A 19,744-nucleotide genomic window follows, 5' to 3' on the forward strand; every position below is an offset into this window, starting at 1 on the left:
AGCAAGCGCTTTTGCAGTGTGCCTGCCCGCGCGCACCGCAAGGGCAGGATACGATACCTAGGAAATATTGCCTATAAGATGCAATGGGATTAATAACCTAGGTATTCCGGCCTATGCACCAGCGAAAGAACCATGGACGGCGCGCACCATCTCCGCCACATTCGCTGCATTGCAGCATGGAGCCGCCGATGACGACCAGGACGCCGCGCCAATTCTTCCGCCCGCTCGCGATCGGCGCGCCGGAGCCCTTCCGCGAATTGCCGCTGCGGCTCGAACGGATGATCCATTTCGTGCCGCCACATCTGGAGAAAGTCCGCGCCAAGGTCGGCGCGCTCGCCGGACAGGTCGATATCGTGCTCGGCAATCTCGAGGATGCGATCCCGGTCGAGGCCAAGCAGGCGGCGCGCGACGGCTTCATTACCATGGGCAAGGCGGTGGATTTCGGCAGGACCGGCCTGTGGACCCGTGTCAATGCGCTGAATTCGCCATGGTTCCTCGACGACATCACCGCGATCATGGGCGAGATCGGCGGCAAGCTCGATGTCGTGATGGTGCCCAAGGTCGAGGGCCCCTGGGACATCCACTATGTCGACCAGTTGCTCGCGCAGTTCGAGGCGCGGCACCTGCTTCGCAAACCGGTCCTGATCCATGCCATCCTGGAGACGGCGGAAGGCGTCAAGAATGTCGAGGCGATCGCGACCGCCTCGCCGCGCATGCACGGGATGAGCCTCGGCCCCGCCGACCTCGCCGCCTCGCGCGCCATGAAGACGACCCGCGTCGGCGGAGGGCACCCCGAATACAAGGTGATCGCCGACCCCTCCCCCGATGGCGGGCCGCGCACCGTGGCGCAGCAGGATCTCTGGCATTACACACTCGCCAAGATGGTCGATGCCTGCGCCGCGGCCGGAATCAAGCCGTTCTACGGTCCCTTCGGCGATTTCGTCGACGAGGCCGCCTGCGAGGCGCAGTTCCGCAACGCCTTCCTGCTCGGCTGCGCCGGCGCCTGGACGCTGCATCCCTCGCAGATCGCCATCGCCAAGCGCGTCTTCAGCCCCGATCCTGCCGAGGTCGCCTTCGCCACGCGCATCCTGGAGGCGATGCCGGACGGTTCGGGCGCCGTGATGATCGACGGCAAGATGCAGGACGACGCCACCTGGAAGCAGGCGAAGGTGATCGTCGACCTCGCAACGCAGGTCGCGGCACGCGACCCGGATATGGGGCAGCGCTACGCAATGTGATGGGACAGCGGGCTCCGATCGATTGATTTCGACGCATTTACGACGCATTGCTTGCGCAAGGCGGCAAGACCTAAGCCGGCGGCGCATCGGCCGGCGCAAGATGGATCTGTCATGGAAGCGCGTTCGGCCAAGTTCAGGATCGGGCAGGTGGTTAAGCACCGCATCTACCCGTTCCGTGGCGTGATCTTCGACGTCGACCCGGTCTTCTCGAACACCGAGGAGTGGTGGATGGCGATTCCGGAGGCTATGCGCCCGTCGAAGGACCAGCCCTTCTATCACCTCTTCGCCGAGAACGAGGAGGCGGAGTACGTCGCCTATGTCTCCGAGCAGAACCTCGTCGACGACGATTCCGGCGAGCCCGTGCGTCATCCGCGCGCCAAGGAATTCTTCCGGCGCGACCGCAAGGGCCGCTACAAGCTGGACCGCGCCGATCTGAATTGAGGCGGGCTGCTCTCCTAGCTCGATGGCGCGCGGCACATCGCCAAAGAAAAAGGCCGGCCCCGCGAGGGACCGGCCTTTTCCGTTTCCGGCGATAGCGCCGTAGCTCAGGGCTTCGGCGGGGTCGCCGGCGCGGCAGGCGCGGCGCCGGGAGCCGGGGCAGCAGCGCCCGGAGCGGCGGCACCACCGGCGCCGAGGCGCTGGCGCAGCTCTTCCTGACGCTTGGCGAGCTCGTCCTGGAGCTGCTTCTGCTGGTCCTCGAGCACCTTCGGGTCGATGGCAGCACCGTCGAAGCCCTTGGCGAAATCGGCCAGCGGGATGGTGAAGGTCAGCTCGCGGGCGCCCTGATTCTGGACGCTGACGTTCAGATTGGTGCCCTTCTTCATCGCATTGATGAAGTCGTCCTTGACCTGCGCCTCGGCGAAGCAGCCGTTCGGGAAGCAGATGGCATAGCGGCCGCCGGTCGGCTGCGCGCTGTCGACGCCGAAGCGGATACCGGGCTGCAGCAGGAGGCCGAGCGGCATCAGGAAGCGCACGATCTTGTTGGCGTCGCCCTTGACGTCATAGACCGCGACGGCGAGCACCGGCTGGCCCTGATCCGAGACGAAGTCGCGGGTGGTGTAGCAGATTTCCTTGTTGGCGCCCTGATCCTTGCCGCAGACCTTGGTCCAGCTCGTCTGAGAAGGCTCGGGCTTGACCTGGACGACGGTCGGGCCGGTTGCCGCCGCGGCGCCCTGGGCGGGAGCGGCAGGCTGAGCCGGAGCCGGAGCAGCCGGACGCGCGGGCGCAGGACGCTGCGCCGGAGCCTGGGCGAAGGCCGCGACGGGCGCGAAGCCGATGGCGGCGCTGAGCACGAGGCCGAGCGCGCTAGATGACAGGCGATACGAAGCGGACATTCCTTGTCTTTCCTTACCAAGCGAATTCGGGATCACGACTTCGCAAGCCGCGCGCGTCACCGCTGATGGCCCAATCGCATGGGGCGCCGGCCATCGCAAGCCGTGCACATCAAGGCCGATTGAGGCGTTTGAATGACACCCTGCCCACGCCTTTAGCGAGTTCGCACCGAGGATTCCAGCCCGAATAGCTGCGTGACCCGCTGCTCCCATGCTATTCTCACGCAGGGAATCAGGTCGTACGATGGAATTTCTTCGATTGCCCCAGGCGATGAGCCGCCGCGGGGTCAACCTTCTACTGGCTGTGGCCCCGTTCGCCGTCCTGGCGCGCGGCCAAGCGGCGTCGGCCGATTCGGAGCCGATGCGGCACGCCATCGCGATGCATGGCCAGCCCGCCCTACCGCCCGGCTTCGCCCATCTGCCTTATGCCGACCCCAAGGCGCCCAGAGGCGGGCGCATCGTGCTCGGCATCCAGGGCACGTTCGACAGCCTGAATCCGCTCGTCGTGCTCGGCGTCGCGCCCGATGCCGTGCCGAAATATGTGCAGCAGAGCCTGCTCTACCGCTCGGCGGACGAGCCCTTCACCGCCTACGGCCTGCTCGCCTCCGGCGTCGCGCTCGACGCGGACCGCAAGCATCTCGCCTTCGAGATCGACGAGCGGGCGCGGTTCTCCGACGGCAAGCCGGTCACGGCGCAGGACGTGATCTTCACCTTCGAGATGCTGAAAACGAAGGGCAAGCCGTTCCATCGCTCCAGCCTCGGCCGTGTCACCAAGGTCACGGCGCCCTCGCCCCGGCGCGTCGAATTCGAGCTCGGCGACGGCTCCAACCGCGAATTGCCGCTGGTGATCGGGTCGCTGCCGATCTTCGCCAGACATGCGACCAATGCCGAAAACTTCGGCGAGACCAGCTTCAAGCCGGCGCTCGGCTCCGGCCCCTATGCCGTCGAGGAGGTCCGGCCCGGCGAATCGCTTCTGCTGAAGCGCCGCAAGGATTTCTGGGCCGAGGACCATCCGCTCACGCGCGGGCTCTATAACGCCGACGAGATCCGCTACGATTTCTACCGGGATTCGAATGCGCTGTTCGAGGCGTTCAAGGCCGGGCTCTACGATGTCCGCGTCGAAGGCGACCCGACGCGCTGGATGACCGGCTATGACGTGCCGGCCGTGCATGACGGGCGCATCCGGCAGGAAACCCTGCATTTCGACACGCCCAAGGGCATGACCGGTCTCGTCTTCAACACGCGCCGGCCGATCTTCGCCGATGTGCGGGTGCGCGAGGCGCTGGGCCTCCTGTTCGACTTCGAATGGGTCAACCGCAACCTGTTCCACGGCGTCTATCGCCGCGCCGGCAGCTTCTTCTCGGATTCGGACCTTTCGGCGCTCGGCGTCCCCGCCGATAGCCGAGAGAAGGCGCTTCTCGCCGGTTTTACGGGCGCCGTGCGCGAGGACATCCTCGCCGGAAGCTGGCGGCCGTCGGAAACCGACGGCTCCGGCCGCGACCGCGAGCAGGCGCGCAAGGCGCTCGATCTGCTCAAGCAAGCCGGCTACGGATTGCGCGAGGGCGTGCTGCGCAGCGGCAAGGACGAGCCCTTCGCCTTCGAGATCACCGTGACGAGCCGGCCGCAGGAGCGGCTCGCGCTGAACTATGCCCAATCGCTCGCCCGACTCGGCATCGCCGTCTCGGTGCGGCTGATCGACGACGTGCAGTACTGGCGACGCCTGTCGGCCTTCGATTTCGACATGATCCAGTGGACCTGGCCGGCCTCGGCCTCGCCCGGCAACGAACAGATCGGACGCTGGGGCTCGGCCAATGCCGCCCGCAACGGCGCGCTGAATTATGCCGGGGTGAAGTCGCTCGCCGTCGATGCGGTGCTGCAAGCCCTGCTCGGCGCCCGTGAGCGCGAGGATTTTGTTGCCGCGGTGCGCGCCCTCGACCGTTTGCTGATCTCCGGCTTCTACGTCGTGCCGCTGTATTACCTGCCCGATACCTGGATCGCGCTGGCGCGCGGCGTGATCATGGCGGGGCGGCAACCGGCCTATTTCCTCTCTAACGAAGCGCTGGCCCGCCTTCCGGCGGCAGCGCCGGCCAACTAGGGTCTGTCGATGCGGGCAGAACAGGACGAAGCCTCAGCCTTGCTCGACGGTCTCGATCTCGACACACTGCTCGCCGCCCTGACCCGCAGTCGCGGCTATGACGCCGCCTTGCGCGATCCGCCGGGCCGCCGCGGCTGGAGCGACGTCACGCCGGGCTCGACCAACTTCCTCGATCTCGACGAGCGCATCGACCGACTGGCCCGGCTGCTCGCCATCAACAAGGGCACGCCAGGCGCAAGCGTCGCGATCCTGGCCCCGCTCGGGCCGGAGGCGATTGTTTCGATCCTGGCGAGCCTGCGCGCGGGCCTGTCGCCCCTGATGCTGCCGCTGCACGGCAACGAGCTCGAACTGCTCCGGCTGATCGAGGCGGCGGACGCCGTGATGGCGCTCGGCGTCAGCCGCGTCGGATCGTTGCGGCCGCTGCTCACGCTGCGCAATCTCGCAATGAGGGCCTTCGGCACACGCTTCGTCGGCGGCTTCGGGCCGGATGTTCCCGACGGAGTCGCCCCGCTCGACCTGCTGATGGCCAATCCGACGCTGCATCCGCTGCCACAGCTCACCGAGCGGCCGGTTCTGCAGGTTTGCGACGGCGTCGCGCTGCGTGGACCGTTCACGCTGCCGGAGCGGGATCTGCTCGCGAAGGCGCTCGACATCTCGCGGGCGCTGAAGCCGACCATCTCATCGCGCATCGTGACGACTCTGGTCGGCGGCGATCTCGCGGCGCTCGCGAGTGGACCGGGCATGGCGATGCTGAGCGGCATCGAGCTGCTCACGCTCGGGCTGTTCAACCTCGGCGACCTGCAGGCCTGCATCGAAGGCGGTCGCCATGTCCATCTGGTCCTGCCCGGGAACATGGAACCGGCATTGGCGCATTCGCGACTAGCAGAGCATCCGGCCCTGGCCAGCCTGGTCTTCGTGCACCGGGCGACGGAAGCCCGAAGCCTGCCCGCCATAGATCGTCCGGACATTGCGATCGTCGATATCGAGGCGCACTCGGCCACGGATATCACCGTCGTCAAACGGCAGGGCCCGCCGGCCGCCTGACCGCGCTTCCGCCGGGAACTCTCGCGGTCGTCTCGCGTTGGTGCAGGGGCGTTTTTCGTGGAGTGACGACCATGCTCGCCGCCGGTATCGTTCTTCTGGCCATCTCCGGCAATCCCGCCGCAGCAGCCATCATCCCCATCGCGGATTCGCCGCCACGCTTCGATATCTCCGCGGCATGTCGCGATGTCGGCAAGTCCGGCGTCGATGTCGGCCGTCCGGCCAGCGCCTGCCAGGCCGATGAGGAACGGGCCCGCGCCGAGCTCACCGCGCGCTGGCACAAGTTCCAGCCGAGCGCCCGAACGACCTGCGTCGAGAGCGCCAGCTTCGGAGGACCGCCAAGCTATGTCGAGGTGCTGACCTGTCTCGAGATGAAGAAGCCGTAACGACCGGGCGCGAGCCGGCACGATCGGAAATCGCGGCGCCTTGCGAAAGCCTCGGCATCAGCGACACCGCGCGGCTTGCCCGGAATGGCGACGCGCCTCCACAAGCCCGCCTCGCTCCGGCGAGAGTTGCCTTCACCCGGCTGCACCGCGAAGCTCGCTCTTCAATCGTCGGAGATCGTCGTCATGCGCGCCCTTTACCTTCCGCTTCTCGCCACCGTTCTGCTGGCCGGCGCAACGGCAGGGCCGACGCTCGCCAGCCCCCAGGCCTGTGCCGATCTCTGGATCCAGCGCAACGAGATCTACAAGGCGCAAGGCTATTGCTTCCGGACGAAGCGCGCGATCGCGGCCTTCGGCAATGCCGGCTGCCAGTACGACAATGTCGAGGACCTGCCGCTCTCTGCCAATGACCACCGGGCGATCGCCGACATTATCCGACAGGAACGGACGATGCGCTGCCCGCGCTGAGAATCCGATTGCCTGTGGAAGGCAGGGCTGCCCTGCGCCCAGCGAGGGGAAGGCCGTGCTAGAAGCGCCGGCCGCACCTCCGCGCCACACCCAGCACGACGATTCACCGCCCGCATGACCACTGCAATCGAGATGGGAACGACAAAGACCGGCGAGCCCGGCCTGATCGATCTCGCCGAATTGCTGGCGACGCGCCTGCTCGTGCAGGGCAATTCCGGCTCGGGCAAGTCACATCTCTTGCGCCGCCTGCTGGAGCAGAGCGCACCATTGGTGCAACAGGCGATCATCGATCCAGAAGGCGATTTCGTCTCGCTCGCCGACCAGTTCGGCCATGTCGTGGTCGATGCCGAATGCGGCGAGGCCGAGTTGCAGCGCGTCGCGCTGCGCGTGCGCCAGCATCGCGTCTCGGTGGTGCTGAACCTCGAAAACCTCGAAGCCGACGAGCAGTTGCGCGCGACTGCCGCCTTCCTCGGCGGGCTCTTCGATGTCGACCGCTCGCTCTGGTTCCCGATGCTGATCGTGGTCGACGAGGCCCAACTTTTCGCGCCCGTGATGGCGGGCGAGGCCTCGGACGAAGCGCGCCGGCTTTCGCTCGGCGCCATGACCAACCTGATGTGCCGCGGCCGCAAGCGCGGCCTTGCCGGCGTCATCGCGACACAGCGCCTCGCCAAACTCGCCAAGAACGTCGCGGCGGAAGCCTCCAACTTCCTGATGGGCCGCACCTTTCTCGACATCGACATGCAGCGCGCCGCCGACCTGCTCGGCATGGACCGGCGCCAGGCCGAGATGTTCCGCGATCTCGAACGCGGCCAGTTCGTCGCGCTCGGCCCCGCCCTGTCGAAGAGGCCGCTGCCGATCCGGATCGGCTCGGTCTCGTCGGTGGATCGCGGCGGTGCGCCGGGGCTGATGCCGTTGCCCGAACAGGCGCCGGAAGAGGCCGGCAAGCTGATCTTCACGCGCGGCGAGGACGAGCCGCTGCCGATGGCCCGCCCCATGCGTCCCGCGCCGCGCCCGCGGCCCGACCCGACCGAGGTGCTGCGCCGGATCGAGACCTATCGCCCTGCCCCGCAGCCCGAAATCGAGCCCGAAATCGAGCTTGAACCGGAAGAGCGCGAAGCGATCATGACCGAGATCCTGCGCGAATTGATGGGCGATCCCGAGGCGCGTTCGCGGCAGGTCGCGGTACTCTACCAGGATTTCACCGTGCGCTGCCGGATGCGCCGGCTCGGCCGCACGCATCTGAGTCTCGAGGAGTTCCGCCGCAGGCTCGCGGTGGCGCGGGCCGGCGTCAGCGACAGCATCGCGACGAGCGAAGGCTGGCAGGCCGCAGTGGCGGCCTCCGGTAGCCTTCCAGACGACCTGCAGGGGCTCTTTCTCTACATCGCCCGCACCGCAATCGAGGGCCGGCCCTGCCCCAGCGATGCCGAGCTGGCGGAGATCTATGGCAGCGCCTCGCCGAGCCGGGCACGGCGCGTACTCAGCTATATCGAGGAGCGCGGACTGATCGTCTGCCATGTCGATTTCCGCGGCCAGCGGACGCTTGCCCTCCCGACGCTGGGCGTCGAGACCGCGCCGGGACTGGCCCAGCCGCGCACGGCAGGCATGCCCCGCAGCGCGCGGGGGTGACCGGCCGGCCGCCGCGCGAGGCCGTCATTCGCCCGCGAAACTTGACCACCCCGCCCCCGAACGTGCATGACCTCAAGCCGCATTCACGGGTTCGGCCATGCGCGTTCTGTTGATCGACAACTACGACAGCTTCACCTGGAACCTGGTCCATCTCATCGGTGGGCTGGGCGCCGAGGTCGATGTCTGGCGCAACGACGCGCTGACCGTCGACGAGGCGCTTGCCGGCAATCACGATGCGATCGTGCTCTCGCCCGGCCCCTGCACGCCGAACGAAGCCGGAATCTGCCTGAACCTGATCCGCGAAGGCGCGGGCCGGAAGCCGATCTTCGGCGTTTGCCTTGGTCTGCAGGCGATGGGTCAGGCCTTCGGCGGCCAGGTCGTGCGCGCACCGCTGCCGATGCATGGCAAGGTCTCGCCGATCCGCCACAAGGCGCGTGGCCTGTTCCGCGGCATCAACGGCCCGCTGCAGGCGACGCGCTATCATTCGCTCGTGGTCGAGCGCGCCTCCTGCCCCGATGTCTTCGAAATCGAGGCGGAAAGCGATGACGGCCTGATCATGGCACTCTCGCACCGGGAACTCCCGGTCCACGGCGTCCAGTTCCATCCGGAGAGCATCGCCTCCGAGCATGGCGCGACGATCCTGCGGAATTTCCTCGATCTCGCGGAGCGATGGCAGAGCGAACGCGAAGCCTCCGCCCTGACCCTTTCAGCCTGATTCCGCAGAGTTCCCATGGACGATTTCAAACCCTTCATCGCCAAGGTCGCGACCGGCGCGACGCTCTCCCGCGAGGAAGCGCGCGACGCCTTCGACACCATCCTTTCCGGCGAGGTCACCAACGCACAGTCGGCCGCCTTCCTGATGGCGCTGCGCGTACGCGGCGAGACGATCGACGAGATCGCCGGCGCCGTCGGCGCCATGCGCGGCAAGATGCTGCCCGTGAAGGCGCCGCCCGAGGCGATCGACATCGTCGGCACTGGCGGCGATTCCTCCGGCTCCTACAATGTCTCGACGCTGGCCTCGATCATCACGGCTGCCTGCGGCGTGCCGGTCGCCAAGCATGGCAACCGCGCGGCGTCCTCGCGCTCCGGCGCGGCCGACGTGCTGACCGCGCTCGGCGTCAAGGTCGGGCTCGACCCGGCCGCGACCGAGCATTGCATCCGCGAGGCCGGGGTCGGCTTCATGTTCGCGCCGACGCATCACGCCTCGATGCGCCATGTCGCGCCGGTGCGCACCGAGCTCGGCACGCGCACGATCTTCAACCTGCTCGGCCCGCTCTCCAACCCGGCCGGCGCCAGGCGCCAGCTCATCGGCGCCTTCTCCGAGACCTGGCTGGAACCAATGGTCAAGGTGCTGGCCTCGCTCGGCTCGACCCGCGTCTGGGCCGTGCATGGCTCCGACGGCCTCGACGAGATCACCACGACGGGCCCGACCCGCGTCGTCTCGCTGGAAAACGGCAAGATCGAGAGCTTCTCGATCAGCCCGGCCGATGTCGGCCTTCAGCCTGCCAAGCCGGAAGTCCTGCGCGGCGGCACACCCGAGGAGAACGCGGTGGCGCTCAACGCCGTGCTCGGCGGCGAGAAGACCGGCTTCCGCGACATCGCCGCCTTCAATGCGGCTGCGGCACTGCTCGTCGCCGGCAAGGCCAAGGACCTGAAAGACGGCTTCGCCCAGGCGACGGCCGCACTCGATTCCGGCAAGGCCAAGGCGGTGCTCGCCGCGCTCGTCAAAGCCTCGAACGCGTGAGGCCGGCATGACCGATATTCTCGCAAAGATCGAAGCCTATAAACGCCAGGAAATCGCGGCGGCAAAAGCCGCGGTGCCGCAGGCCGAAATCGAACGCCGCGCCCGCGCAGCTTCCAAGCCGCGCGGCTTTGCCGATGCACTCGCGGACAAGCTCGCGCAGGGCACGCCGGCATTGATCGCTGAGATCAAGAAGGCGAGCCCGTCCAAAGGACTCATCCGCGCCGATTTCGATCCGCCCTCGCTCGCCCGCGCTTATGCCGCCGGCGGCGCGGCTTGCCTCTCCGTGCTGACCGACGCCCCATCCTTCCAGGGCCAGCCGGAATTCCTCACCGAAGCGCGCGAGGCCGCCGGCCTGCCGGCTTTGCGCAAGGATTTCCTCTACGAGCCCTATCAGGTCTACGAGGCCCGCTCCTGGGGCGCCGACTGCATCCTGATCATCATGGCCGGTGTCGACGACGACACCGCCAGGGCGTTGAACGAGACTGCACGCGGGCTCGGCATGGACGTGCTCGTCGAGGTCCATGACGATGCCGAACTCGACCGGGCGCTCAAGCTCGAGAGCCGCCTGCTCGGCATCAACAATCGCGACCTGCGCAGCTTCAATGTCGATCTCGCCGTGACCGAGCGGCTGGCGCAACGCGTGCCTGCCGACCGGATCGTCATCAGCGAGAGCGGCATCTTCACGCATGACGACATCGCCCGGCTCAACCGGATCGGCGTGAATACCTTTCTCGTCGGCGAGAGCCTGATGCGGCAGGCCGACGTCACCGCCGCGACGCAGACGCTGCTCTCCGGCAAGGCCGCCGCGGCGTGAGCAAGCTCAGCCATCTCGACGCGCAAGGCCAGGCGCATATGGTCGATGTCGGCGGCAAGGCCGAGACGACCCGCATGGCGATCGCCGAAGGCCAGATCGTCATGGCGCCGGAGACGATCGCGATCGTGCGCGATGGCAACGCCAAGAAGGGCGACGTGCTCGGCACGGCGCGCCTCGCAGGCATCATGGCGGCGAAGCGCACGCATGAACTGATCCCGCTTTGCCACCCGCTGCTGCTGAGCAAGATCGCCGTCGATCTCGATATCGACGAGGCCCTGCCGGGCGTGCGCGTGCGCGCAGAGGTGAAGATGAAGGGCCAGACCGGCGTCGAGATGGAGGCGCTGACCGCCGTCTCTGTCGCCTGTCTCACCGTCTACGACATGGTCAAGGCCGTCGACCGGGCGATGCGGATCGAGAACATCCGCCTGCTGCACAAGTCCGGCGGCCAGTCCGGCGACTACGAGGCGAAAGTTGACTAGAGGAGTGAGCACGATGTCATCCGAAAACCGGTTCCCACTTTTCGGCATCGTGCTCTGATGACGCTCACCCCGGTTCCCGTCGCGCGCAAGGCGCTGCTCGACAGCATTCCGGGACCGACCGAGGCGGAAGCCCTGCCGCTGGCGCATTGCGCCTGGCGGGTGCTGGCCGGTGCGGTCGAGGCGTTGCGGACACAGCCGCCCTTCGCCAACTCGGCCATGGACGGCTATGCCGTGCGCGGCGACGAGATGGCGGAAGGCGTCTCGCTTGCCGTGATCGGCGAATCTGCAGCCGGCCGGGCTTTCGACGGATCGGTCGGACCGGGGCAGGCCGTCCGCATCTTCACGGGCGCGCCAATGCCGGCGGGAGCCGACACCATCCTGATGCAGGAAGACGCGGACGGCGTCGACGGCCCGGTGATCCGCGTCCGCGTGCCGCCGGCCAAGGGCAAGTTCCTGCGCGCGGCGGGGCTCGACTTCCACGAGGGCGACGTGCTGCTTTCAGCCGGACGCGTGCTCGACAGCGCAGCGCTCGGGCTTGCCGCCGCGATGGGGCATCCAACCTTGCCGGTCCGGCGCAAGCCGCGCGTCGCGATCCTCGCCACCGGCGACGAACTGGTGGCGCCGGGCGAGCCGGTCGGCCGTGACCAGATTGTCGCCTCGAATTCGTTCTCGCTGGCCGCGCTGGTCGAGAAGGCCGGCGGCGTGGTTCTTGATCTCGGCATCGCCCGCGACGATCATGCCGATCTCGCCAGCAAGATCGCAAGGGCGAGCGAGGCCGATGCCGATGTGCTGATCACGCTGGGCGGCGCCTCGGTCGGTGCGCATGATCTCGTGCAGGAAGCGCTGACGCGGGCCGGCATGTCGCTCGGCTTCTGGAAAATCGCGATGCGGCCGGGCAAGCCGATGATGACCGGAAGACTCGGCCGGATGGTCGTGGTCGGGCTGCCGGGCAACCCGGTCTCCTCGATCGTCTGCGGCCATCTCTTCGTGCTGCCCTTGATCGAGGCGCTGCTCGGCATTGCCGATGCCGATCGCGACCGCAGCATCCCCGCGATCCTCGGCCGCGACATGCCCGGCAATGACGAGCGCGAGGATTACCTGCGCTCCGAGCTCGCGCTGACGCCCAAGGGCTGGGTCGCGACGCCCTTCGACCGGCAGGATTCCTCGATGCTCGGCACCCTGGCACGGGCGCAGGCCCTGACGATCCGGCCGGCCCATGCCGCTCCGGCCAGGAAAGGCGATCCCTGCCATATCCTGCCCTTGCGGTAGCGGCTTGCGGAACACAAGCAGAACGCGTATGGTGTTCGTGCTTTGTTTCGAATCTGCGCTTTGAGGGGCTGGCGGCGACCATGCTGACACGCAAGCAACACGAACTCCTGCGCTTCATCCAGGAACGCTTGCGCGAAAGTGGCGTGCCTCCCTCCTTCGACGAGATGAAGGACGCGCTCGACCTGCGCTCGAAATCCGGCATCCACCGCCTGATCATGGCGTTGGAGGAGCGCGGCTTCATTCGCCGCCTGCCGAACCGGGCGCGCGCTCTCGAAGTCATCAAGATGCCGGACGGGCTCGGCGCGTCGGCGCCGCGTCCGCGGTTCAGCCCCGCCGTCGTGCAAGGCGGCCTCGGCGCGCAACCCAGCGTGGCCAAGCCGCGCCCCTCCACGACCGAGGACGACAGCCGGCATTCCATTGCCATTCCGGTCATGGGCCGGATCGCGGCGGGCACGCCGATCTCGGCGATCCAGAGCCGCAGCCATACCGTCTCGCTGCCCCCCGACATGCTCGGCTCCGGCGAGCATTACGCGCTCGAAGTCCGTGGCGATTCGATGGTCGAGGCCGGCATTCTCGACGGTGATACCGTCGTCATCCGCCGGCAGGACACCGCCAATACCGGCGACATCGTCGTGGCCTTGATCGACGACGAGGAAGCGACGCTGAAGCGCCTGCGCAAGCGCGGCTCCTCGATCGCGCTCGAAGCCGCAAACCCGGCCTACGAGACCCGTGTGCTCGGGCCCGACCGGGTCAAGATCCAGGGCCGCCTTGTCAACCTGATGCGGCGCTACTGAAGACGCTCGGTATCGGCCTCGGCTTCGGTGTCGACGGCTGGTGCCGGCTGCGCGGTCATCGTTTGACTGGCGGGACGCGTGCTCGACTCTGCCGGGCGGCGCTCGCGTCGGCGGGTCCAGGGACGGTCGGCCGCGTTCGGCTCGGAGACATGGCTGCTCCAGCCCGATGCCGTGCGGTAGAGCGAGGTCGCGCCGTCGCGTGACAGTGCCATCCGTTCGACGAGCTTGGCTTTACAGGCCCCGCTCCAGGGGATCGCGGTGACAACGAGATCCGCGCGCTGGCAGTCCTCGATGATGGCGAGCCGTTCTCGCGTGTACGAGATCGTGCGCTTGTCGGCTGTTTGCGCAACGCAAGCCAGCCGGTCGCAGGTCACACCGGCGCGCAATGTCGGATCGTCCGGCGAGCGGCTGTCGCCATCGGCCGCGAGCCATTGCTGCAGGACGAAGCGGCTGGGCTTGCCCGCGATGGCGAGGCGCCCGTCCGGCCCGCGCACGGCGAGCCCGGAACCGTCGCGCTCGATCAGGATTTCAGGCCGCTCCGGCTTTCCGGCGATGGCGACGCCGAGGAGCAGCGGGAAGGCCGCGAGCCAGCGCCAGGCCGTGGTCCAGAGCGTGAGCCAGAGCAGCGCCAGCGCGAAGCAGGCCAGCACGGCTGGGCCGAAAGCCACAACCGTCACGGTGGAATGGTCGATGCTCGCGACCCAATGTGCCACCTTGAGCACGACATCGGAGGCAAGCCCCATCAAGGCCCAGGCCGGCCAGTCGAGCCCGAAGGGATAGGCCAGCACGCCGAATACCGCCGCCGGCATGACGAAAAGCGAGACGAAGGGCAGCGCCATGGCGTTGCCGAGCAGGCCGAAGGGATTGAAGGTCTGTCAATACTCAACCGTTTTCATGCGTTGTCATCGCTTCCCAATTCATTTGCTAAGTGACTGGAGTTGCTGATTAAATTGCTGTTGATCGTCGTCACGCATTCCCATACATTCGCACTATGATTTGTGGGTCACGTTGAGAGCGAGGACATGGCGCGGACGATCAATAAGCTGTCAGCGGCGCAGGTCGCGAAGGCGACGAAACCCGGTCTATATGGCGATGGTTTGGGGCTCTGGCTGCAGGTCGGTCCGACCGGCGCAAAGTCGTGGTGCCTGCGGTACATGATCACGGGCAAGGCTCGTCAGATGGGCCTTGGCGACGTCAACACCTTCGGCCTGAAGGAGGCGAGAGACCGGGCGCGGGCCGCCCGCCAGCAGGTCCAATCGGGGATTGATCCTATCGAGGAACGCAAGGCCATCCGCGACGCGAAGCGCGCCGAAGAGGCAAAGCAGGTCACGTTCGAAGAAGCGACTAAGCGCCTGCTCGCCGCGAAGGCCCCCGGATGGAAGGGCGGGAAGAGTGAGCATGATTGGCGGGCATCGCTGACGACATATGCCTTCCCGGTTATCGGCAAGCTCTCGGTAGCGAAGGTCGAGACGGCCCACGTCATCCAAATTCTCGAACCCATCTGGAATACGAAGAACGCGACGGCGAGCCGAGTGCGGGAACGCATCGAGGCGGTACTGAACTGGGCGAAGGCTCACCATCTGAGGACCGGCGAGAATCCCGCTAGTTGGAAGGGGCGCCTTGATTCGGCGCTCGCCGCACCGGGCAAAGTGTCAAAAACCAAGCACCGTAAGGCCCTCCCCTATGATGATATTTCGGAGTTCATGCCGAAGCTTCGATCGCTAGGAGGCATTTCGGCGCGTGCGCTTGAGTTCACGATCTTGACGGCTTCACGCCCAGGCGAGGTGTTCAAGGCAAAAGCGGACGAGATCGACCTCCATGCAGGAGTGTGGATCAAGCCTCCCGAGCATATGAAAAGCGGAATCGAACATCGTGTCCCACTCTCCGGACGCGCAATCGAAATTCTGAAGTCAGTCCCGAAAGAAGAAGGGAACAAGCACCTGTTCGCCGGCGCTCGTCGCGGCAAAGGGCTGTCCGAGCAGGCGATGATAAAATGCCTGCGCAGCATCAAAGGACATGGTGATCTTGACGTTCACGGCTTCCGCTCGACGTTCCGCGATTGGGCCGGTGACGCGACCAGCTTCCAACGCGAAGTGATCGAGCAGGCGTTAGCTCACCAGCTTAAGGACAAAGTTGAAGCCGCCTACCGTCGCTCGGACGCGTTGGAGAAGCGCCGCAGGCTCATGGATGCCTGGGCGGGTTTCTGTTCGCGCCCACCTGCGGTGAAGGGCGACAACGTTACAGCGCTCGTGCGGTCTGCCTGAGAGACTGAGCGCAGATTTTCGACTTGCCAGCGTCTCCGCAAGTCCGCTATATTATTCTCACCTCCCCTGATTGCTCATCATCCTGAGGTGCGGGCCCTGCAATGCTTGCTGCGCGGAAACTCATCTGCGTGATCCTTGCAACTCGTATCATCAATGAGCGTAATCGATGACAACGATTGAACATAGATCGTTGTTGCTGACAACTCATGGGTGAAGGACATGGACGAAGTTAGGTTTCTTCGTCGCAGCAAGGTCGAAGAACTGACCGGGCTTTCGACATCAGGCATATATAGACAGATCAAATCTGAGACGTTTCCTCGTCCGGTCAGGACAGGACCCGGTTCAGTCGCGTGGAAATCTGACGAAATCGCTATGTGGATGCAGAACCGCGAGCGCGCGGGCGGCGCGATCAAAGCAGCCTGACCGCAGCATACCGCTGATCAAATCTGAACCCCGCGTCGTCGCTCGACGCGGGATCGTCGGCTCATGGTTATCCAGAGTTGTTCGTCTGCAACAAAACAGCGGATACGCAGTCGATCCTTGTAGTCAAAATACGACGATCGTATCGTACTCGTATCGACCAAAGGAGACGACAACTATGTCAGATAGACAATCCGGACAAAAGCCAATCATTACCATTCGGATGCCGGCAGATGTGGTCGCTGCAGCCGACGCGGAAGCCGCGAAACTCGGCCTGTCGCGCACCAAATTCTTCAACCGCGTCGCTGTCGAGTGGCTTTCATCGCGAAGCGGCGCGATACCTTTGAATTCCGCTGCAGCGAAAAACCTCTCGCAGCGCTAACCGCGAGAGGTTGATTGTCGAGTCAGTCGTAATGTCAGCTAGCGAGGGACGCAAGCATGACATTATGGGAACCTTTGACGAAATTCAATAGTCACGCCCAATCGTCAGGGATGAACATACAATGTCTAATACTATCCAATCGCCCTCCTACCCCGATCATCGGCTAACACTACCTGAGAATATCCCTCACAAACTTAGAACGCACGCTCAATTTATTCTTTACAAGGTTGAGCATCAGAAGGGAAAACTGCTGAAGCGCCCTTATTCGGCCCTTGATCCCAATGGGTCTTCAATCAACCCGCTCGATGCGACGCGCTGGGTCAGCTTTGACACAGTGGTTGACGTGTATGCCGGTTTGGATCAGTCCCAGTACGGGATTGGGTTCGTGCTGACGCAGGAAGCGGGCATCACCTGCTTCGACCTCGACGCGAAGGATGACGCCGCAGCCTTCTCCAATGCCGTAGAGGCCATGTCTGCCCCTGCTCACGCGACCTGGGGCGAGACGTCTGTTTCAGGCAACGGGCGACACTATTTCTATCTCGGCTCCCCGTCTGACGGGACGCCATCGATGAACGATGTACATCCCAACATTGAGGTCTATTGCAGCAAGCGCTTTATCGCGCTCACAGGGCGCGTATTGCCGGGGTCTCAGCCCGATCTTACAGATGGCGACGGAATCGTCGCCCACACCTTGTCGCTGCGCGCCGAACGTCGGAAGGAGCGCATAGCCGCGGCAGGAACGTCCCCGCTGTCGGGCGTGACATATGAGCTGGGTCGCGGACACATGTCCAACGAACGCGCGCTTTTGCTGATGTCCGAGCGCAAGCCCCTGTCATATGGACACCTGTGGCAAGCCGCACCGCAGGGCACTGGGTCAGAGCGACTGATGCAGGTCGTTGGTGACCTCGATAAGATTCTGGCCGACCCCGAACAGATCTACCAGATCGTCGAGTCCAGCCCACTGGGGCAGTCGCGCTGCAACTCGCTCTATCGGAAATTCTTCAGGTACTGGCTCCCCGATGCACGAGGCGGGCAACGCAGGAACACCGAAGGCATCTGGAACCGCACGCAGGAGGAGCAGGCGTACCTCATCGAGCGCGGGCAGGAAATGGCCCTCGCATTCGCTGGACGCGAAGTAAAGGCTGCGGCCGAGGATCGCGAACAAGTCGAGGCCTACGCCCAAAAACTCGCGGAAACACCAGACGAGGAGGATGTGTCCAGAGACAGGACGATCCCAGAAACGCAGCCGCGAATGCTTCTCGAATATCCGCCCGGCTTGACGGGGCAGTTAGCGTTCGAATTTGGCCGGATGCAGCACTACCACAATCAATCGCTGGCCGTCCTTTGGGCTGTCAGCACAATCGGCGCGTTCGCCCAGCGATCCTATTTCGTCAAAGGCGCGGCCCTGAACACCTACATCATGGCGCTGGGCTACACTGGCGAGGGCAAGGACCTGCTGGGTTCGGGGCGGACCCGTCTTTTGCGAAACATGGCGGAATTCGACTCGTCGTTGGCACACGTCACGAGCAGCCGCTTTTTCGGTCCCGGCGAGTATAAATCAGGCCCGGCGATGACGAACACCGTGGCCATAGAGGGTCGAACTGCCTCGGTACTCAACGAGGCCTCATTTCTCTTCGAGGGGATGGGCGCGGGCAAGAACGAGCATGCCTCTTCGCTTCGACATTCGATACTGTTCCTCAAGACCAAGGCGGGTCAGGACAGCATGATCGACAGCATCGTGTATGCGGACAAAGTTCGCTCCATCCCGCCCGCGCACTCGCCATCTCTTTCGCTGCTTTGCGAGGGCCAGCCGAGGCGATTTTATCGGGCTCTCGGCGACGCTATGGCCGAGGACGGGCTTCTCAATCGGTTCGAGGTCTTCGACGTGTCGCGCCCGTCACGAGGCGATCTCAACCGCGATCCGTGCGCTCGGTTCAGCGAGAGCCTACTCGCCAAGCTTCGCCCGCTGATTGCGAAGACGGGCAATCCGGTCATCGCCAGTGCATATCCAGTCGCAACTTCAGTTAGCTTCTCTCCTGAGGCCGACAAGCGCTTTTGGAGCTTCTACCAAGACGTGGTGCATCCTCTGAACCAGCTGGATGATCCGTACAGGTACAATCTCTTTGTGCGAGCCCACGTCACGGCATGGGTTTACGCGGCGATCCTCGCAGTCGCTGACAACCCCATTGGTCCGACGATCAGTGGCGAGCACGCGAGGTGGGCGCTGCGGACGATTTACGCCGAACGTCAGGCCCTTCTCCATCGATTTGCCACGGGTGACGTTGGGACTGGTGAGGACAAGCGCAAGGCCATCGTCATTCGCGCACTGCAAGCCTACGGCAGGTCCAAAAGCAAGAGTATCAATGTGGGCGAGGCACAGCATAAGGCCGGCATGGTCCAGCAGTTCTGGCTGAGCCAGAAAGTGGCGGAATACGGCAAGATCGAGTTTGAGCATCCGACCAAAAACAGGCTCGCGCTCATTGAAGACATCATGCGGGAGCTCGGGCAGGAAGCATCGGTTGAGCGCTGCACACCCGGCCAACTGTATGACGCTGGCGATGGCGTGATGATCGCAGCGCCGCCGAAAGGCGTAACTTACCGCATCGTCGATTTGAAAAAATACAAGAAGTTCTAAAGGCGCCGAAACCGCGAAATGATAATGATTTTCAGGAGAAGATGGAATAGTTTTCGTTAAGATCTTAACGGGACTTGCAAGGGTCTGAAATCGCTCTATGTTCCGTTAAGTCTTAATGAAACTCTCCCGTGAGGCTCTCTACAGCCATATAGTACCCCTTAATATCTTAACAATTATCATTTTTGTACATTAACATATTGATTTTGTTTGATTTTCCATTCAGATTTTCGGACCTGAATGGGCCTGAATGCCCTGAACGGCGAAAGCGCCTGTTCTGATCCCTCTACTCCTCGCCGCCGACGCGCCGTCCTTCCGTTCCGCTTTCGTGGGCGATGCGTGCAGTTGCTGATGAACAGGCCGAGCAGGTACTCTATCGTGGTCGACGCCCCGAATTCCTCGGCCAGCAGGGCGAGGCGCTTGTTCCGGTAGGTGCGGCAGCTTCGGCAGTCGAAGCGCACAACGATCCAAGGATAGAATTCCAGGGTCGTATGAACATCGGGCGGTTCGCTCACGTTTCCGGATCACAGACGAGCCGAGCCCCTTGCGAGAATAAGCCCCGCAAGAAGCCCCGTGAAACCGAGCGATCGGCATCGTTCATCAAGACGATGAAGTCATGCGCCAACGCTCGCAGGGCTGCCGCCTCGGAGCCGTGTTCTTCCATCAGATCGGCAACGAGCCCAGCGACCTCGGCATCTAGCGTGGTGTCTTTTACGGATTGGTCGGCTGGCTGGGCTGACATGGGTGCGTCCTCAAAAACTAGA

The 19,744-nt window shown here is 64.7% G+C and carries 20 protein-coding genes and 1 pseudogene; 17 read left to right on the plus strand and 4 right to left on the minus strand.

Annotated features, from left to right (window positions below; genetic code table 11):
• Positions 1-188: 188 nt before the first annotated feature.
• Both J0I42_RS13340 and hspQ read left to right on the plus strand, forming a co-directional pair.
• Positions 189-1,238 (plus strand): HpcH/HpaI aldolase/citrate lyase family protein, encoded by a 1,050-nt coding sequence (locus J0I42_RS13340; RefSeq protein ID WP_291655411.1) that lies wholly within the window; start codon positions 189-191, stop codon positions 1,236-1,238.
• Positions 1,239-1,349: 111 nt separating this feature from the next.
• Entirely contained in the window at positions 1,350-1,679 is a 330-nt protein-coding gene (gene hspQ, locus J0I42_RS13345) for a heat shock protein HspQ (protein WP_047578680.1), read from the plus strand.
• 104 nt (positions 1,680-1,783) lie between these two features.
• Here the strand turns inward: hspQ and J0I42_RS13350 are convergent, their stop codons facing one another.
• A complete protein-coding gene (locus J0I42_RS13350) occupies positions 1,784-2,572 on the minus strand; it encodes an invasion associated locus B family protein (protein WP_291655417.1) in 789 nt (262 codons plus the stop codon).
• A 358-nt stretch (positions 2,573-2,930) separates the two neighbouring features.
• On the opposite strand from J0I42_RS13350, the gene J0I42_RS13355 reads away from it, so the two are divergent.
• From J0I42_RS13355 to lexA, 11 genes are all read left to right on the plus strand, one after another.
• Entirely contained in the window at positions 2,931-4,664 is a 1,734-nt protein-coding gene (locus J0I42_RS13355; protein ID WP_291655418.1) for an extracellular solute-binding protein, read from the plus strand.
• A 9-nt stretch (positions 4,665-4,673) separates the two neighbouring features.
• Positions 4,674-5,708, plus strand: coding sequence for an AMP-binding protein (locus J0I42_RS13360; protein ID WP_291655420.1), 1,035 nt, complete (start codon positions 4,674-4,676; stop codon positions 5,706-5,708).
• Between the two features lie 71 nt (positions 5,709-5,779).
• Complete coding sequence (locus J0I42_RS13365) at positions 5,780-6,091, plus strand: hypothetical protein (RefSeq protein WP_291655422.1); 312 nt, start codon at positions 5,780-5,782, stop codon at positions 6,089-6,091.
• Positions 6,092-6,274: 183 nt separating this feature from the next.
• The gene (locus J0I42_RS13370) at positions 6,275-6,556 is read left to right on the plus strand and encodes a YARHG domain-containing protein (protein ID WP_291655423.1); all 282 of its coding nucleotides are present in this window, start codon (positions 6,275-6,277) and stop codon (positions 6,554-6,556) included.
• 114 nt (positions 6,557-6,670) lie between these two features.
• Positions 6,671-8,182 (plus strand): helicase HerA domain-containing protein, encoded by a 1,512-nt coding sequence (locus J0I42_RS13375; protein WP_291655425.1) that lies wholly within the window; start codon positions 6,671-6,673, stop codon positions 8,180-8,182.
• A 97-nt stretch (positions 8,183-8,279) separates the two neighbouring features.
• Positions 8,280-8,897 (plus strand): anthranilate synthase component II, encoded by a 618-nt coding sequence (locus J0I42_RS13380; RefSeq protein ID WP_291655427.1) that lies wholly within the window; start codon positions 8,280-8,282, stop codon positions 8,895-8,897.
• A 15-nt stretch (positions 8,898-8,912) separates the two neighbouring features.
• Positions 8,913-9,926, plus strand: a complete 1,014-nt coding sequence (gene trpD, locus J0I42_RS13385) for an anthranilate phosphoribosyltransferase (protein WP_291655429.1) — start codon at positions 8,913-8,915, stop codon at positions 9,924-9,926.
• 7 nt (positions 9,927-9,933) lie between these two features.
• Entirely contained in the window at positions 9,934-10,740 is an 807-nt protein-coding gene (gene trpC / locus J0I42_RS13390) for an indole-3-glycerol phosphate synthase TrpC (RefSeq protein WP_291655430.1), read from the plus strand.
• Positions 10,737-11,219 carry a cyclic pyranopterin monophosphate synthase MoaC gene (gene moaC, locus J0I42_RS13395; protein WP_291655432.1) on the plus strand — a complete coding sequence of 161 codons (483 nt, stop codon included), beginning with the start codon at positions 10,737-10,739 and terminating at the stop codon, positions 11,217-11,219. The genes trpC and moaC overlap by 4 nt, the downstream gene beginning before the upstream one ends.
• A gap of 57 nt (positions 11,220-11,276) precedes the next feature.
• Entirely contained in the window at positions 11,277-12,488 is a 1,212-nt protein-coding gene (locus J0I42_RS13400) for a molybdopterin molybdotransferase MoeA (protein WP_291655434.1), read from the plus strand.
• A gap of 80 nt (positions 12,489-12,568) precedes the next feature.
• The gene (lexA, locus tag J0I42_RS13405) at positions 12,569-13,282 is read left to right on the plus strand and encodes a transcriptional repressor LexA (RefSeq protein WP_291655436.1); all 714 of its coding nucleotides are present in this window, start codon (positions 12,569-12,571) and stop codon (positions 13,280-13,282) included.
• On the opposite strand, the pseudogene J0I42_RS13410 reads toward lexA, so the two are convergent.
• A pseudogene (locus J0I42_RS13410) lies at positions 13,276-14,142 on the minus strand (ComEC/Rec2 family competence protein); the annotation flags it as partial. The gene lexA and the pseudogene J0I42_RS13410 overlap by 7 nt on opposite strands.
• 162 nt (positions 14,143-14,304) lie before the next feature.
• Here J0I42_RS13410 and J0I42_RS13415 point away from each other — a divergent pair.
• From J0I42_RS13415 to J0I42_RS13425, 4 genes are all read left to right on the plus strand, one after another.
• The gene (locus tag J0I42_RS13415; protein WP_291655437.1) at positions 14,305-15,546 is read left to right on the plus strand and encodes a tyrosine-type recombinase/integrase; all 1,242 of its coding nucleotides are present in this window, start codon (positions 14,305-14,307) and stop codon (positions 15,544-15,546) included.
• Positions 15,547-15,765: 219 nt separating this feature from the next.
• Complete coding sequence (locus tag J0I42_RS24020; protein ID WP_366509831.1) at positions 15,766-15,969, plus strand: helix-turn-helix transcriptional regulator; 204 nt, start codon at positions 15,766-15,768, stop codon at positions 15,967-15,969.
• 175 nt (positions 15,970-16,144) lie between these two features.
• The gene (locus tag J0I42_RS13420; RefSeq protein WP_291655438.1) at positions 16,145-16,348 is read left to right on the plus strand and encodes a hypothetical protein; all 204 of its coding nucleotides are present in this window, start codon (positions 16,145-16,147) and stop codon (positions 16,346-16,348) included.
• 121 nt (positions 16,349-16,469) lie between these two features.
• Positions 16,470-18,983: a DUF3987 domain-containing protein gene (locus J0I42_RS13425; RefSeq protein WP_291655439.1), complete on the plus strand. Its 2,514-nt coding sequence runs from the start codon at positions 16,470-16,472 to the stop codon at positions 18,981-18,983.
• A gap of 176 nt (positions 18,984-19,159) precedes the next feature.
• On the opposite strand, the gene J0I42_RS13430 is transcribed toward J0I42_RS13425, so the two are convergent.
• Positions 19,160-19,495, minus strand: a complete 336-nt coding sequence (locus J0I42_RS13430) for a hypothetical protein (RefSeq protein ID WP_291655440.1) — start codon at positions 19,493-19,495, stop codon at positions 19,160-19,162.
• Positions 19,492-19,722, minus strand: a complete 231-nt coding sequence (locus J0I42_RS13435) for a hypothetical protein (protein WP_291655441.1) — start codon at positions 19,720-19,722, stop codon at positions 19,492-19,494. The genes J0I42_RS13430 and J0I42_RS13435 overlap by 4 nt, the downstream gene beginning before the upstream one ends.
• Between the last annotated feature and the right edge of the window lie 22 nt (positions 19,723-19,744).

The organism is Allobosea sp. (assembly GCF_017308015.1).
GTDB lineage: Bacteria > Pseudomonadota > Alphaproteobacteria > Rhizobiales > Beijerinckiaceae > Allobosea.